Annotated in this window: 11 protein-coding genes; 5 read left to right on the forward strand and 6 right to left on the reverse strand. The window is 50.7% G+C overall.

What is annotated here, in order from left to right; genetic code table 11:
* Window positions 1-18 precede the first annotated feature (18 nt).
* From BLV87_RS16125 to sufB, 4 genes are all read right to left on the reverse strand, one after another.
* On the reverse strand, window positions 19-9,120 hold the full coding sequence (locus BLV87_RS16125; RefSeq protein ID WP_093070323.1) for a PA14 domain-containing protein: 9,102 nt from the start codon (window positions 9,118-9,120) through the stop codon (window positions 19-21).
* Window positions 9,121-9,210: 90 nt separating this feature from the next.
* Window positions 9,211-10,539 carry a Fe-S cluster assembly protein SufD gene (sufD, locus tag BLV87_RS16130; protein WP_175517990.1) on the reverse strand — a complete coding sequence of 443 codons (1,329 nt, stop codon included), beginning with the start codon at window positions 10,537-10,539 and terminating at the stop codon, window positions 9,211-9,213.
* A complete protein-coding gene (gene sufC, locus BLV87_RS16135) occupies window positions 10,536-11,294 on the reverse strand; it encodes a Fe-S cluster assembly ATPase SufC (protein ID WP_093070327.1) in 759 nt (252 codons plus the stop codon). Before sufC ends, sufD begins: the two co-directional genes overlap by 4 nt.
* 15 nt (window positions 11,295-11,309) lie before the next feature.
* Window positions 11,310-12,758, reverse strand: coding sequence for a Fe-S cluster assembly protein SufB (sufB, locus tag BLV87_RS16140; RefSeq protein WP_093070328.1), 1,449 nt, complete (start codon window positions 12,756-12,758; stop codon window positions 11,310-11,312).
* A 215-nt stretch (window positions 12,759-12,973) separates the two neighbouring features.
* Between sufB and BLV87_RS16145 the strand changes: the two genes are divergently transcribed.
* On the forward strand, window positions 12,974-13,423 hold the full coding sequence (locus tag BLV87_RS16145; protein ID WP_093070330.1) for a PAS domain-containing protein: 450 nt from the start codon (window positions 12,974-12,976) through the stop codon (window positions 13,421-13,423).
* Between the two features lie 10 nt (window positions 13,424-13,433).
* On the opposite strand, the gene BLV87_RS16150 is transcribed toward BLV87_RS16145, so the two are convergent.
* Both BLV87_RS16150 and BLV87_RS16155 read right to left on the reverse strand, forming a co-directional pair.
* On the reverse strand, window positions 13,434-13,967 hold the full coding sequence (locus BLV87_RS16150; protein WP_093070332.1) for a lipocalin family protein: 534 nt from the start codon (window positions 13,965-13,967) through the stop codon (window positions 13,434-13,436).
* Window positions 13,968-13,969: 2 nt separating this feature from the next.
* On the reverse strand, window positions 13,970-14,902 hold the full coding sequence (locus BLV87_RS16155; RefSeq protein ID WP_093070334.1) for an NAD(P)H-binding protein: 933 nt from the start codon (window positions 14,900-14,902) through the stop codon (window positions 13,970-13,972).
* Between the two features lie 147 nt (window positions 14,903-15,049).
* Here BLV87_RS16155 and BLV87_RS16160 point away from each other — a divergent pair, with 147 nt between their 5' ends.
* The 4 genes from BLV87_RS16160 (at window position 15,050) to BLV87_RS19510 (ending at window position 16,550) form a co-directional block, all read left to right on the forward strand.
* Complete coding sequence (locus BLV87_RS16160) at window positions 15,050-15,268, forward strand: hypothetical protein (protein WP_093070336.1); 219 nt, start codon at window positions 15,050-15,052, stop codon at window positions 15,266-15,268.
* Between the two features lie 2 nt (window positions 15,269-15,270).
* Window positions 15,271-16,026 (forward strand): SDR family NAD(P)-dependent oxidoreductase, encoded by a 756-nt coding sequence (locus BLV87_RS16165; RefSeq protein ID WP_093070338.1) that lies wholly within the window; start codon window positions 15,271-15,273, stop codon window positions 16,024-16,026.
* A gap of 67 nt (window positions 16,027-16,093) precedes the next feature.
* Window positions 16,094-16,249, forward strand: coding sequence for a DUF2256 domain-containing protein (locus BLV87_RS16170; RefSeq protein ID WP_093070340.1), 156 nt, complete (start codon window positions 16,094-16,096; stop codon window positions 16,247-16,249).
* A gap of 127 nt (window positions 16,250-16,376) precedes the next feature.
* Window positions 16,377-16,550, forward strand: coding sequence for a hypothetical protein (locus BLV87_RS19510; RefSeq protein WP_175517799.1), 174 nt, complete (start codon window positions 16,377-16,379; stop codon window positions 16,548-16,550).
* Window positions 16,551-16,582 lie beyond the last annotated feature (32 nt).

The raw sequence follows: 16,582 nt of genomic DNA on the forward strand, positions 1-16,582 counted from the left end.
TGACTCTCCTCACTCACCTTATTCGTACAAGAAACGTGCATCGGTCAACAGGTACATCATGACGATGCTCCACGCGCGTTTGGTGCGTTGCGGGTCTTCCCAATCGCTGTAAAGGCGGCAAGCACTCGTGCCAACACCCATGGCATCGGCTTGAACCTCACTAAACAGGCGGTAAGTACGGTCGATTTCCGCATCGTCCAAAAGCAAATCTTCATTCAGCAAATGCTTATGCAGGAATTGAATATTGCTGCGGATGCGTTTTTCTCCAGCCGCCATGTAATCGCTGCCATTAGCCACGACGCGCAGATAAGTGTCGTCCACAAAAGCGTCGGTATTGCTGTTGGCTGCACCCAAATTCCGCCCTTGCATCACGAAACGAATCAGGCGGGTATTAGCTGGCACATTGGTCGAGGTGGAGAAGTTTTCCCACCGGTCACGCGCACTGCTCAAAACAGCGGATGTGCCAATTTCAACGCCACTGGCATCACGGAAGCTGAGGGAAATGCTGGCTTCATCGTTATTAGTTGACCAGCCCCGTAAAGCTGCACCGAAGACAGCACGGCCTTGACCCGCATCAATCGTGGTCGCCCATGCGGTAACGTCGACATCCTGATACATCCGCCCCAATGGTGTCGGGGTTTTGCAAATGCTACCAGGGTTGAAAATTGCTTGCCCGCTACGGATCGACGGCCCGCCATCACAGCCTGCAGCACCAGAGAGAATACGTGCTGTACCTTGCTCAATCACCCAGCTTGCCATGCCTTGTTCCGCACCCGGATTCAGCAACATATTGGCTTGACTATCGCCCAACTCTTCTAGGCTTGGTGTGTCGGTAGCCTCGACTAAACGGAACAATTTACGCTCAGACGCAGTGCTGCGGAAATCGTTGTAAACGGCATTACAACTGAGTTCAATCGCCATCCGTTCAGGAATTTTACTCATTAATGTGTTCATTTCCGTATTAGGCGTTGGCTGCAAACTACCACCGTCAAAACCACCGTAAAACAAGCCCATGCGGTCACCCCACGCACGTTCAGGGCGGAACGGCGACCATTCAGCACCTAACAACGCTTTGAGTTTGCCGTTGATTTCCTCTGGGGTTAGCAAACGCGCAACGCCCAAATCCGGTATCGCCTGTTTAGCTGTTGCATCCAAGTAACCCGATTCCGCACGGAACAAGGGACTAGCCACCATATTGATCAGCAAGTCTTTAACGTTCCAGATACCGTGACCACTGTCTTGGCGGAATTGTTCAGCCAAAGTAGTGAGCTGCGCATCTTGCTCGTTAAATGCCGCCATTTGTTGCGCGTAACCTGCCACTGCCGGATCCACTGGCGCAGTCAACGGTTCACGTTTGAACAGTGTGCGATACCAGAAATGCACCCCGCCTTTGGCAAAGCGTTGATCCGCAACCAAATGCTTACCCAACCATTGCAGGCTGTCTTGCAAACCTTCCGCCGCTGCCACGTTACTGGCCGGTGTTTTCAGGGTAAGGAATACATCATCAGCATACACATCAAGGAATTTATCCGCCCAAGTATTCGGTGAACGCACCCCACGCAGATTAAAGCGCAAGTGACGGGTTCCCACCGGCACAGCCTGTTCGGCTTTTTGATTGCCCCATTTCCAGCCAATCGTTTCTAACAAAATGCGGCTTTCACCCAAGACCTGATCATCCGCGCCGACAAACGTTACCCAAACGGAAGGAATATCACCGCTGCCTTTAGTACTCATGTAAGCACCGTAGTTGACTGCGGCTTTACCCGCATCGACTACACTGGCATGGCTAGTAATGTCTATGGTTTGTTGCAGCAAGGTTTCAGCCGTGTCTTGATTACACACACCAAGGTGGAACAATGCCTGCCCAGACTGGGGGTCACGAGTAATGCGTGAACACCCGGCTTTATTACTGGCTTCTGCTTTACCTGTTACAGTTGTCCAGCCCGATACCCCGGATTCTGCTGATGGGTTAACCAACAAGTTAACGCTATCCACCCACGTTTCACTGCCGAAACCTGTGAAGCCTCCCGGCATGGCTTTGCCATCTAATCCCGGCATCAGCATATCCCGATACCACAAATCACCTTTTTGATACCACGCCTGCCCCAAATGGCTCAGCGGATAAGAAGAAGATTTGTAAGCCCACGCCAAGGAATCTTTATCGCCTTGAGTACCATCAAAATTTTGCAGATAACGGGCATTATTACCCCACTCCTTAAATGCACCCGCCACCGGATCCATTACTGTATGGCAAACCATGCAGTTCGGATTTTCCATGGTTGGCACCCGGAAATTACCATTGCCGCTGTCATTCAATGGGCGTTGCGCCAAAGCTTCAATGTTCAGACCCAAAAATTGCTTGTAAACCTTAGAGGCACGGTGACGGTTACGGTTAGTATCCGTGGTGGGGAAACGCGACAACCACGCATTCGTCGTCAACACCCCAGCGTGCGGGAATGGTTTATCCGCAAAACGCGCCGATACTTGCGGAATACGGGCGGGGCGCAATTCGTTTTGATCGGTCACATTCGTAAACGCTTCCAAGGGTTGCGCACCCAAGGCTTTCGACAACATGGGGTTCAAAACGGTGTAATCCGCTGTCAGCACTTCTGTCCAAGGACGGTCACTGCCCACAATGTACTGCATCAGGAACACCGGCTCTTTACGAATTGTATCGCTGACAATGTTCATTTCTTCAGTCGTAAGCGTCGCTAATGCGGGGAAGTCCATCGTTTGGATGCCGCCATTGCCGCTATTAACCCGTGCCGCACCATTGCTCAAGAACACCTCATGCCCGGCGCGGTACACAAATGGATTCAATGCCCCAGCCGCATCCAACATAGTACGAAGCGTACTACGGAAGGTTTCCTCAGAAGTCACTGCCGCCAATTCTGCTGCTGTCGGGGTACGATTCAGCAATAGCACCGCTGCCTTACGCAAGGTTTCCGGGTAATCCAGCAATTGCACCCCATTCGGTGTTGCGGTTTCGCTGGATACACTCGCCACCACTTCATTACTCACCACCGAACGGTTGCCAGAGGCATCCACAGCCACGATGGTGTAACGGTAACTGCCTTGCGCTAAGCCGGTATCCGTAAAGCTGTTGTAACGGCTGCGCCCAATCAACACGCCATCGCGGTAAATTTCGTAGTAAGACACACCCCATTCATCGGAAGCATCCATCCAAGTTAAGGTCACACCGGTTGGCGTGTATGCAGCTACCTCCACATACTCAGGAGCATCGGGAGCTTGGCTATCCGCTGGGGAACTCGCATAAAATGCTGCTAATGCATTCAACGCTTCCCCATCTTCACGCGCTAGCAACGCGCTTAGCTGATTTGCCATACCGGTGGGTGCGTGGCTGCGTTTGGTGGCGTAATCTTGCAGGGTACGCTCCAAATAAGGCTGCCACTGCCCTGCTAAACGCACCCCCGTCAAACTGTCATCACGCCCATTCGCCGTGTGGCAACTCGCGCAATATTGCTGATGTAAGCCCTGCCCACGTGCCACTTGGACTGCATCGGTGGTTTGCTCAGTCACCTTGAAGGTTTGCGCCGCAAAAAACGTTGCCAGTTGGTCAATTTCTTGCGCACTGTAGCCTTTCGCGATCCGCCCCATAACGGTAGAAGCACGATTGCCTGTTTGGTAATCACGCATCAATTTACTGAAATAGTGGCTATCCATTCCCGCCAGACCCGGTGTCGCGGGGCCATGACTGACACCGTTCGTACCGTGGCAGGATGCACAGTTTGCTGCCATTGATTCCACCAAAACAGCCACGCCGGTACTGGTATTGACGGCATCACACTGCTGTGGATCAGCTAATTTATCCAGCAAAGTAGTGAACACCTGCAATGCGTCTGACCCTACAGGCAATACCGCACCACCGCCGTGCGCAACTTGTCCGCTGGCTTTTTGCAATACCGTGGTTTTGCCTACGGTTTGGGTAATGGCATTCAACGCATTGAGATTACGTGCGCTGGCATTGTCGCCCGTACTGAAAATCAAGCGACTGTTTTGCGCCATACCGCCAGCAACGTGACAACTGGCACAGTTACCAACATGGGTTTCCACTTGTTGCTGGTAATACAGTTGAGTCGATTCGCAAATGGCGGATAAGCTGGTTTCCACGGCATTGCTGGCGATGGAGGCATTCCCAGCCGCATCTTCCGCCGTCACGCTGTAACGATAGGTGTTGCCAAGCTGTACATCCGTATCGGTGTAAGTAGCTAATTTACTGACCGCCAATAAACGTCCGTTACGCAATACGCGGTATTGAGCCACACCCACGTTATCGTTTGCCGCATCCCAACGCAGTGCCACTTGCAAGCGTGTGGCATCCGCATTCGCGCTCATATTTGCCGGGGCACTCGGCGCGGTGGAATCACCACTGAGTAAACTAACCGCCGCACTCGACTCCGAACGATTACCCGCACTGTCGACTGCTACTACCTGATAACGGTAAGTAGTATTTTGCTGTACGCTGGTATCACCAAAACGTGCTGCGGTACTTGTGCCAATTTCCTGCCCATCACGTAAAATCCGGTAAGCCGCAACACCCACATTATCGGTAGCCGCTTGCCAACTTAAGGTCACTTGCCCTTTATCCGCAAACGCCTGTAACGCCTGTGGCACAGAAGGCGGCGTACCATCGCTGGTATACGCGGTCAATGGATTCGACATCAGGGAAACATTGCCTGCAGCATCCAACGCCAACACGTTATACGCATAGCGGCTAAAGCTACTCAAACCGTTATCGGTGAAGCTTGGCGTAGTGGTTTCTGCCACTTGTGCCCCATCATGCAATACCCGGTAACGTGCCACTGCCACATTGTCGCTGGCTGCTTGCCACACCAACTGGATCGAATCACCCGTTACCGCCTGCGCTCTCAAGTTCGCGGGCTGGGTCGGTGCTTGCGTATCCGGGATGGTAACGTTCAAAGTACTTGGCAATGATTCACGCCCACTCGCCCACAACGCGGTCACGCGATAGGCATAGCTTTGGGTAACCGTCACATCGGTATCGGTAAACGTGGGTGTAGTAACTGTTGCGACTAATTCACCATCACGATACACGCGGTAAAAGCTGGCTAACTCCTGCGCTGTCCAATCCAAAGTAGCCGCTGTTTGCGTCACTTGACTGGCTTTTAAATTGACCGGTGCTTGCGGTTGCCCAGACAGATCAATTTGCCATGCCAATTGCGCTACCGCACCGCCGCCACTTTCGTAGTATTCGACTTTAACCTCATGCGCACCTTCTGTCAGAAAAACGCGCTTGGTATAAGTGGTCGGCCCTTGTGGTTTCCACGAGTCAATTAAAGGTTTGCCACCAACCCACAGGCGGAAACCATCATCAGTACGAGCAGTAAAGGTGTATTCGCCTTCTGCAAAAGTGAAATTACCGACCCAACGTGTTGAGAAGTTATCGCGTGGAACAGCAGGCGTAGGACTTTCATACTTCCAGTCAAAATTAATAGCCTGATCCATGCGCGTATCCAACGGCGCACCTTGCAACCCAATGCCATTAAAGAAGGCTGCACAGAATTGACCATCCGGGACAGTGCTGCAATCGGGGGCTTTTTCCCACGTTACCTTCGCCGCAGCCGCACCCCAGCCTTCGCGGTATTCGATTTTCAGATCGTGTAAACCGGGCGACATTTTTTTGAGCAGTTGGTATTTACCGTAATTAGGCCAAACCCGATTCCACGCATTCAACGGTAACTCGTCACCATCGACCCAAATCCGCACACCATCATCCACATCCGTAGCGAAACGGTAAGTGGCATCTTCAAAATTCACTTTACCGACCCAACGGGCGGAGAATGTATCTTTCCACACCATCGGTTCAGGTTGTTGCGCATCGCCCCAAGCGTAATCAATCGTAGCCGGGGTTTTCAGCACTTGTGCCGGAATCCCAGTCAATTCCTGATTATTGAAGTAAGACAGACAAAATGCATTTTCCGGGGTTGTGCCACAACCATCGACTAACTGCCAACCCAAGTTAAGGAAAGCCGCGCCGTAACGCTCACGGTATTCAACTTTGACCGTGTGTTTACCCGCTTCAATAAACGGTGCGGATTGCGCCTTACCCGACCAACGCCAATCGGAACTCCACTGGTCAATCACCAGTTGATCGCCGACCCACACTTTTACCCCATCATCCATCTCAGTATTGAAACGGTAATAGCCGGAAGTAGGGAAATCAAATTTACCCAACCAGCGTGCCGAGAACATATCAGCGGGCACGCCGTGCATCACGCGCTCAGTACCCCAGTTAACATTCAATGCATCCACTTTTTGAGTCCGCAGTACGTCACCCGCTAACGCATCACCAGCATAAAATGCGCCACAAAAAGCATTGTCAGGTGCGCCTTCACAATCGGCGCGTTGCTCCCACGACATCATGGCACGCGCCCAACCACCGTACTCACGCATTTCTACTTTGATGCGATGTTTCCCAGCAGGCAAAGACACATCATGGAAATGTTCTTTCGCGTCATTGCTTTCCCACAAGTCAATGATCAAGTCATCGCCGACCCATACCCGCATCCGGTCATCGACTTTGGCAAGAAAGCGATAATCACCTGCCAGCTCAAAATCACCCTGCCACCGTACCGCAAAACGATCAGCATTAACCCCTTCAGCCGGTGAGCCATCTTTCCACTCGTAATTAATCGCAGTTTCATTTTGGATTTTCGCCGGATTCCCCACGAAATCGACGTTGTTGTAGTATTCCGCACAGAATTGCCCGGTAGGAATAGTGTCGCAGCTTTGCGTTTTTTCCCAATTCAACTTCGCTACTGCACCGCCACCGCGCTCGTAATATTCCATTTTGACGCGATGCTTACCCGCGCTCAGGGTTTTGCTTTTCACATAAGTCGTGGGTGCTTGATCTTTCCATGCATCCACCAGTAGCTCATCGTCAACCCATACCCGCACACCATCATCAGCGGTCGTGGTGAAGGTGTAATTCCCGGCTGCAAATTGAAAATCACCAACCCAACGGGAGGAGAAGTTATCAGCAGGTAAACTCGGCAACGGCTTACCATTACCCCAGTCAAATGCAATTGCCGCTGTAGACGCAATTGCCGCCGATGTACCACTCAAGTCACGGTTTGCAAAAAACTGTCCACAGAATTTGCCACTCGGTACGGTGGAACAATCGTCTGCTGCACTACTGAGACGTTGCATTCTCAACTCCAAAACAGCTTCATCCGCCAGATCGGTGTATTCCAGTTTCAAAGTATGTAAACCGGATAACGCCACATCGGCACTCAAATCACGTGCAGCAGTGGTTTCACCCACGTTACCATCCAACAACAATTGATCATCAACCCAAAGCCGCACTTGGTCATCAGCCTTGATCGCAAACTGATAAAGCCCCGACGGAAAATCCATATTGGCGTTATATTGCACCGTAAACTGATCACGTCCGGTGGCGGCATCTGCCCCACCCGATTTCCAGTCACGTGCAAACAATACGGTTGCAGCACCCGCAGCATCAACGGCTGGAGCTGTTTTTTCTACCAATAAAGTGGCAGGGGCAGCAAGCGCATCACCTGCGTAATACGCAACGCATTCGCGCCCAACCGCCAAAGGTTGAGGGCAACTGACCACCTGCGGATTTTCGCTTTCGGTTAACCACACACCCTGTCCTGATGCCGGATTATTCACGCTATGCACTTGCGCGGCTGGCACAGTCACTTGCAAACCAGCCACGGCAAAGACTGCGGGCTGTTGCTGAAGAATGGTATTCGTCAGTGGTGTAGAAGCATCCAACTGCGGGCTAAACCGCCATACCGTACCGTTAGCCCCCCGCGCCGAAGTTAGCACAAACGGTTGTTTCCATACCGATAAGTTATCCACTGTAGATACTACTGGCATTTTACCCAGCAGCGCATCGACTTCATTTAACGTATTATTGAGTGAAATTTCTTGTTCAGCCGTTGCTTGGGTATTCCGGTAAACGAACTGTCTGGCTCCTGTCAGGACTGCATGAATCACCATTTCCTGATACAAATCACTCCCTGCCAACAAGGCTGTCATGCCGCTAGGTGTTGCTGGGTTCGGTGGACTTAATGTCGGGAAAATAGGCTCAGGTGCAGACAATGCCATACTGCGCACACGATTAATTTCATAGCGAAAAGCATTAAAAGCTGTTGCTGGGTAGGCTACACCATCAATCTGTAAACCGGTATCGGGCAAAATACCCGTCAGATTACGCCCTTGGGCATTACCTGCTAGCGCCCCTGCGGTATCCTGAAATGCGCTGCCTGTTACGGCAAAATCTGTTGTTTGGCGATAATAATCACGTGCAGCGACTTGTGCTTGCGGAAATACTGTTGCTAATGGCTGATAAAATGCTTGGTATAAGTACGCTGCCACTCGCTGTTTCATCACGGCATTCCAGCGGGTTTGATAACTAGCGGCTTGCGCATCGCCAGCATACATTGAGCTTAAATGACTAAACCCCAGTTGCGCTGCCAAATTCTCTGTTGCAAAACGTGGATCGGTTTCAATAGCAGCAAGGTATGCCATTAAATCACCCGACGCCTCACCCGTCGCTTTCAGCTCGGCGGCACTTAAACCCAAACCGGTGTATTCCAACGCAACCCGGTCAAGCTGACCTTGATGTTGCTGATACGCTTGAAAAAACGCCAACACCCGTTGACGTGCCGCAGCCACACCTTGCTCTAACCAAATGCCGTGATCTGGCAGTAAAGCACCTGCGGTCGTTATTCCCTGTATGGGTTTTCCAGCCTCATCTGTTGCGGTTATCAGCGCTTGAGCCAAGGACAAAAAGTCCAAATCAACATTCAGCAAGGCACGTTGACCTTGTGGCATCAATGCCGTAGCAGCAACGGCGGCTTGTGCAGCTAACGTAATACTGCTGGCATCGTTTAAATCTTGTAAGCGAATCACTGCTAGTGAACTAATGTAAGGCAATACTGACAACGGTTGGCGTGTTGCATAAGCATGGCTTTCCAAGGCACTGCTTCCCGGATACGCATTGACACTACTTAAGAGCAGGATAACGGGTAAAAAGCCATTAAGAATAACACGTTGTAATAAATTAGACGCAAATATACACCGCATACCTTTATTGTTAGGTATTCTCATGGTTCCCTCGCAAACAGAGTAATCTGTATAATATTTAAGCTTAGGATTCTACCATGGTATAGCGTTATAATCCATTTTTTTTATATGCAATCAGTCAATATTTTGATGGGATAGACCAACCAATTTTGAAAGTCGCTTAACCAACAAAGCATTCGCACATTGTTCCAACGTTTCGAACTCACATGTTGCAATTATTGCCCCAGCAAACCCCATGCAAATCATAGTGACGGCTTGCTCATGTGGAATCCCCCGCGCTCGCAGGTAAAACAACATTTCCGGGTCAAGCTGCCCCACCGTTGTACCGTGACTGCATTGCACGTCATCAGCATAAATTTCCAAGCGTGGTTTGGTATTAATTTCGGCATCGCGTGACAGCAATAAATTGTCGTTGCTCAAACGGGCATCGGTTTTTTGCGCATCCGCTTGCACCAAGATATTGCCATCAAACACCGCCGTGCTATTGCCGTATAAAATGCCTTTGAAGCGTTCGCGACTGGTGCAGTTGGGCAAATTGTGGATGACATCCACGTGCATACCGTGGGATTGCTTATCCCCCGCCAAATAAAAGCCATTGAGATCGCAATGCGCCCCCGTGCCACTGAAATCGACATGAAATTCAGTGCGTGACCATGCTCCCCCAAACGCCAACGTCGTGCCTTGGTAGTGGCTTTCGGCGGCTTGACGCAGGTACAAACTGGATAAATGCCGGGTACGCAAACTTTCGTGTTGTAACCGTGGGTGGCTCAGTTGCGCCCCCGCCTCCAAAAACACTTCTACCACGCCATTATTCAGGCACAAAGTATCGGATAAGTGCGCGTATTGTTCCACCAATGTCGCTTGTGCGCCTGCTTCCAGCACCACCAATAGACGCGGTTGTGCAATGAATTCACTTTCAAAACTGATACTGACATGCAGCACTTCCAACGGTTTAGCCAACACCGTACCAGCAGACACACGCACGTACACCCCTTCACCCAAGGATGCCGTATTCAACGCCGTAAACAAATGCTGCCGTGTGCCACTGAGTTGCCCAATACGCGTAAAAGCATCACTGCTAAGGTCGCGCAACGCAGCGTTTAAGGGGAGAATCTCCACACTGCCATCATCGGGAATAGTCGACAATTCCGGTATAAAAAAGCCGTTCAGCATCACCACACGCGGGCTATCCGCTGGCGTTAAGCGCAATTGCTCCACATCATCAGGTGTCAATAAATCGTCTTCCAGTGCAATCGGCTGAAACGGGTGTTCAAGCACCGCTGGCAAGGGAGTATAGCGCCAGCTTTCATCCCGACGCGTCGGCAACGGCAAACGGTGTAACGCGGCGGCGGCAGTTTGCTGACTGTCGGGTAAGCCTGCATAATCGGCGGATGCAGCAAACCTGCGGTAATGGCTTAAGATGTTATCCAACGCGGCATTCATGCGGCTTCCTCCCATTCGGGGTGAATCCAGCCGTAGCCCTTGGCTTCCAGCTCCAACGCCAGCGATTTATCGCCGCTCATGACGATTTTACCGCCACTTAATACATGCACCACATCCGGCTGAATGTAATCGAGCAAGCGTTGGTAGTGCGTAATCACCAGCATGGCACGCTCCGGGTTGCGCAAAGTATTCACCCCTTTGGCGACAATCTTCAGGGCATCAATATCGAGACCGGAATCGGTTTCATCCAAAATCGCAAACCTCGGCTCCAAGAGTGTCATTTGCAGAATTTCATTGCGCTTCATTTCACCGCCGGAAAAGCCCGTGTTGACGTAACGCTTCAGCAGGCTTTCATCCATATCCAGCGCCTTGAGCTTGTCACGCACCAAGCGCATAAACGCCAGCGAATTCAATTCCGGTTCGCCCCGCGCTTTGCGGATGGCATTGAGCGACTGGTGCAGGAAGTACGTGTTATTCACACCGGGGATTTCCACAGGGTATTGGAATGCCATGAAAATGCCTTGGTGGGCGCGTTCTTCTGGGGCAAGTGCCAGCAAATCCTGCCCTTGGTAAGTAATGCTGCCAGCGGTGACAATGTATTCTTCCCGCCCTGCCAATACTTTGGATAGGGTGCTTTTACCCGAACCATTCGGCCCCATAAGCGCATGGACTTCACCGGGTTTAATGTCCAGATTCAAGCCATTAAGGATGGCTTTGCCGTTGATTGATACGTGTAAATTATTGATGTGTAGCATGGGTTATCTCCTATATTAACCAACCGCGCCTTCCAGACTAATTTCCAGTAGCTTGCGAGCCTCGACCGCGAATTCCATCGGCAATTCTTTGAACACTTCTTTGCAGAAGCCGTTGACGATCATCGACACCGCGTCTTCCTGCGACAAACCGCGTTGGCGGCAATAGAACAATTGGTCTTCGCCGATTTTGGAGGTGGTGGCTTCGTGTTCGACTTTGGCAGTGGGGTTAGCCACTTCGATGTAAGGGAACGTGTGCGCCCCGCATTTGTCGCCGATCAGCAGCGAGTCGCATTGGGTGTGATTGCGCCCATTTTCCGCCCCCTTGTTCATGCGCACCAAACCGCGATAGGCATTTTGCCCACGGTCAGCCGAGATGCCTTTGGACACAATGGTGCTGCGGGTATTTTTGCCAATGTGGTACATTTTTGTGCCGGTATCGGCTTGCTGTGCGCCACGGGTCACGGCAACGGAATAAAATTCACCCACTGAATCGTCCCCCTTGAGGATACAACTGGGATACTTCCAAGTAATTGCTGACCCCGTTTCCACCTGTGTCCACGAAATATGGGAGCGGTCGCCCGCACACAAACCGCGCTTGGTGACGAAGTTGTAAATGCCGCCCTTGCCGTTTTCATCGCCGGGATACCAGTTTTGCACAGTGGAATATTTAATCTCGGCGTCTTCCAACGCAATCAATTCCACCACCGCCGCATGAAGCTGGTTTTCATCACGTTGCGGCGCGGTACAACCTTCCAAGTAACTGACGTAACTGCCTTTATCAGCAATAATCAGGGTGCGTTCAAACTGCCCGGTGTTGCGTTCATTAATGCGGAAATAGGTGGAAAGCTCCATCGGGCAACGCACCCCGGGCGGAATGTAGACAAACGTGCCGTCGGTGAATACGGCTGCATTCAATGCTGCAAAATAATTGTCGGTTTGTGGCACTACCGTACCGAGGTACATTTGTACCAGTGCGGGGTGTTCACGCATCGCTTCAGAAATCGAGCAGAAAATTACCCCCGCTTCAGCGAGTTGCTTGCGGAAGGTGGTGGCTACCGACACGCTGTCAAACACCATATCGACAGCCACACCTGCAAGCATCTTTTGCTCCTGCAAGGGGATACCCAGTTTTTCGTAGGTACGCAGCAATTCGGGGTCAACTTCATCCAAACTTTTCGGGCCATCACTGGCGGATTTTGGCGCGGAGTAATACGAAATGGCTTGGTAGTCAATTTTGGGGTAATGCACGTGCGCCCATGTTGGCTCTGACATTTGCTGCCACTGGCGAAAGGCTTGCAAACGCCAGTCGAGCATAAACTCTGGCTCGTGTTTTTTGGCGGAAATATGGCGAATCACCGATTCATCTAAACCCGGAGCAACCGTGTCAGCTTCGATCTCGGTAACGAACCCAGCAGCATAACTGGCGTGGTTCATCGCGTCAAGGTGGCGTTCTGCGGCTTCCATCAGCACTGACCTCACAATAATAGTTGAGTGATTTAGTGAGGAATTTAGCGGGATAAGCACTTGGCAGCAAATAGACTCAGATTCTGTACCACAATTCCGAGTTAATTAGTAGGATATTAAATAGGGCAAGCAGTTTTTCAGGAATAAGCCTACTACTGGTAGCCACTGCTCCAGCCCTTTATAATGATCTGCTATAAACCATGCAGGATACTCCCATGCGTAACGAACAAGAATTCCCCATTCGCCCCGATTTATTATTGGCATTAATCGACCATGCCGAACACGGCATCACCATTGCTGAGCGCGAAGGCGGTGATACGATTTTGCTGTACGTCAACCGTGCTTTTGAAGAATTAACGGGCTATTCATCCGAGGAATGTTTATACCGTGATTGCCGTTTTTTACAAAACGGCGAACGTGAGCAAGCAGGCTTAGCCAACATCCGTGAAGCAATTGAGAATGACCAACCTGTGCGGGTGGTATTGCGTAATTACCGTAAAGACGGTAGCTTGTTTTGGAATGACCTGACGATCACCCCCTACTTCGATACAGAAGAAGGCGTGACTTACTACATCGGGGTACAAAAAGATGTCACTGATCTAGTCACCCTCCAGCAAGAACTGGAGGCTGCCAAAGCACGAATTAAGGCGTTAGAACAAAGCTAAACGGCTGTATTCACAGTTGGTTTTGCTTCACCAAAATCAGTTTGTCGGTGGCGAAACCTAGCGATTGAGCTTTTGCCAGCAAACGTTGTTGAATAGCAGGATCAAGTTGCGGGGTACGTGACAAAATCCACAAATAATCACGGTCGTTGCCTGCAATCATCACGTACTGGTAATTAGAGTCAAGTTCCACGATGTTATAACCACCATAGAATGGGCCAAAGAACGATACTTTCAACTGCCCCACATCCGGTTTACCAACAAACTTAGCACGACCTTCCGCCTCTTCAAATGCCTGCGTTTTGGTATTGAAACCGCGATTCAGCACGCGAATATCCCCGTCATCACGCTGGCTGTATTCCGCTGTCACTTGTTCCAGACCTCGCTCGGAGGAATGATCCAAACGGGCAATTTCATACCATTTACCAAGGTAGCGTTCGACATTAAACCCGGTAACAGGCGTAATGCCTTCCGGTACGCTCGTCGCACATGCTGATAACCACATGGTCATCATCACCATCATCCATAACTGCAAAAAACGTTTCATGCTCAACCTTTTGTATTCAAGTAAGTTAAATTTTCCAATGCAAAGCGCTTGGGCTGAATACCGAAGAGTTGCCAAGCCGACATATCGCTACACGTATTGCCTTCCAACAACATCACAATCTGATCACGGGTAATCGGAAACCATGCTTGCTTATCCAATAAGCCCGCCACCACTTTGAGAATTTCCGCTGGGGCTGGCACAGCAAGTTTGCGGTTACGCCCTGACGCCTGTGCCAACGTTTGAATAATGGTTTTCCAACTCACTGCATCCGTACCGCACAATGTGAAGGTTTTGCCAAGTGCTGCCGAATTATCCAATGCTACCGCAAACGCTTGCGCCACATCGGTGACATGCACTGGCTGCATCTGGAATTCACCGGCTTGCAAAATACTTACACCGCCAAAGAACAGCGGTGCGGGGATCGGTGGTAATACCAGTTCTTTTTGCAATTGAGTGCAAAATTCTGCCTTACCACGCGGGTCGCCGAAAATGACAGAGGGGCGAAAGATTGTCCACGACAAGCCAGATGCCTTCACACATTCTTCGGCGCGAAACTTGGTGTCTTGGTATTGCGTGCCGCCCGCTTTCACGCCATTGGCACTCATTAAAATGAAATGTTTCACGCCTTGGCGTTGTGCAGCAGCAACCGTGCGCTCCACACCCTTGAACTGGCTTTCCTCGTAAGTAATGCCTTTAGCGGGAAATTCGCGCAGGATACCAATGAGATAAATCACAGCATCCGTGCCTTGCAGACAACGATCAAGTGCTGCGGTGTCACTGATGTCACCGGAAACGATTTCACATTGACAGGGAGCTGCGAGCTTGCTCTCGCTGCCCGCACGCACTAACACGCGCGGCGTATGTCCTGTTTGCAGTAAAGCATCAATGAGGTAAGTACCGACGAAACCCGTGCCGCCGATGATGCTGACTTTCATATTGGAATCCTTGTCATTGGGTCATGCATACATTGTATTACTTTAGAATAGGTTATGTGTAAATACCTGATACAAAACAAGCCTAATTGTAAGTTTTACGTACAACGATGATGCTAGTAATACACTAATTAGGAGGAGGATTTTACCATGCGCGTCTGCACCCTAGACCCGATCACTCTCGAAGATGTTACCGATCTGGAAAACGCTCCCTTTATTATGGATGGTGATCTAAAAATTTATTTCCAATCTGAAGCTAACAAGTGCGAATACCTCGATATTCCCATGCACGGCGGCGAAAACAGCCCCGGCCTGAAAAAAATCTTCGATGATATGGCGGATTGTGCGATTACTGGCAGTATTAACTAACGATGACCATTCTGCACCGCCCACCGAATGCAGCGCCGCGTCGTGCATTAGTCGCAGGCGCATCTGGCGGTATCGGGCAAGCATTTTGCCAACAACTAATTACGCAATTTCCTGACATTGAATTGATTCGTTTTGCACGGAACACTACTAAATTGTTGCCGCTGCCTGTAGTAACTCAGGACTTCGCTTTCGATATTACCGATGCAGCCAGCATTACCAAAGCTCTGCAAGCCCTACCTGATAAAGTGGAGATCGACTGGGTATTTATTGCCACGGGCTGGTTACACGATAACAACATGCAACCGGAAAAAACCTGGCGTAGTTTGGAGGCCGACCACTTATTACACGCCTACATGGTCAATGCCATCGGCCCTACCTTACTGGTGAAATCCTTGCTAGCGAAGCTAAACCCCAAACACTCGACTACCATCGGTATTTTGTCTGCACGGGTCGGTAGTATCAGCGATAACCAACTAGGTGGCTGGCATTCCTACCGTGCCAGCAAAGCTGCCTTGAATATGCTAATTAAAAATTTTGCTATCGAACTCAACCGTCTGAAACGTCCCACTATCATCGTTGGCTTGCAACCGGGTACAACCGATACCGCACTGTCTGAACCTTTCAAACGCAATGTGCCGCCTGATCATCTGCAAACACCTGAATTCACCGCCAGTCACTTACTTCACGTGATGCAATGCTTGCAAGCCGACGATTCGGGGCAATTATTTGATTTTCTCGGCATACCGTTCGCACCATGAACTGCAACAGCGGGAATACGATCCAGCGGCATACCGTTGGTGATCGCTAATCAGCGCAAGGCAACACATGGCACACCACAAACCCAATTTGCCCCACAAAACCTGTACCGTATGCCAACGCCCGTTTGCATGGCGCAAAAAGTGGGCTGCGTGTTGGGATGAGGTGAAATACTGTTCCGAACGTTGCCGCCGCAGCCGCGACAAAGGCGCAGACCATGCGTAGAGATGGTGGAGTCTCCGCAGAATCCACCCTATACGCATCAACTTTAACCCGCGAAAGCGGTCTCCCTCTCTGGTAGGCTATTAGTTTTGCACACCGAATAGATCGACTTCGACAAGGAGACCGCGCATTGATACTGACAAAAGTAGCCACCGCATTGCAAGCCATCTTGTATGAAAAAGCGGACGCGTTAGCAAAAAAAGCGGCTTCATTCAACGCCAGCGCAAACTCAGCGGCTCGAACTTCATCCGCAGCTTGGTGTTTGGCTGGATGGGCAATCCTGCCAGCACATTGGATGGATTAAGTCGGACAGCCGCCTTCCAACAGCTCCCCATT

This window comes from Thiothrix caldifontis, assembly GCF_900107695.1.
In the GTDB taxonomy this organism is placed as follows: domain Bacteria; phylum Pseudomonadota; class Gammaproteobacteria; order Thiotrichales; family Thiotrichaceae; genus Thiothrix; species Thiothrix caldifontis.

Bases quoted from the DNA above. Each gene is read 5' to 3' on its own strand.
- BLV87_RS16145 (WP_093070330.1), top strand. From the start codon at position 12,974: ATGCGTAACGAACAAGAATTCCCCATTCGCCCCGATTTATTATTGGCA.
- sufC (WP_093070327.1), bottom strand. From the start codon at position 11,294: ATGCTACACATCAATAATTTACACGTATCAATCAACGGCAAAGCCATC.
- BLV87_RS16170 (WP_093070340.1), top strand. From the start codon at position 16,094: ATGGCACACCACAAACCCAATTTGCCCCACAAAACCTGTACCGTATGC.
- BLV87_RS16155 (WP_093070334.1), bottom strand. From the start codon at position 14,902: ATGAAAGTCAGCATCATCGGCGGCACGGGTTTCGTCGGTACTTACCTC.
- BLV87_RS16160 (WP_093070336.1), top strand. From the start codon at position 15,050: ATGCGCGTCTGCACCCTAGACCCGATCACTCTCGAAGATGTTACCGAT.
- BLV87_RS16150 (WP_093070332.1), bottom strand. From the start codon at position 13,967: ATGAAACGTTTTTTGCAGTTATGGATGATGGTGATGATGACCATGTGG.
- BLV87_RS16165 (WP_093070338.1), top strand. From the start codon at position 15,271: ATGACCATTCTGCACCGCCCACCGAATGCAGCGCCGCGTCGTGCATTA.
- BLV87_RS16125 (WP_093070323.1), bottom strand. From the start codon at position 9,120: ATGAGAATACCTAACAATAAAGGTATGCGGTGTATATTTGCGTCTAAT.
- sufB (WP_093070328.1), bottom strand. From the start codon at position 12,758: ATGGAAGCCGCAGAACGCCACCTTGACGCGATGAACCACGCCAGTTAT.
- sufD (WP_175517990.1), bottom strand. From the start codon at position 10,539: ATGAATGCCGCGTTGGATAACATCTTAAGCCATTACCGCAGGTTTGCT.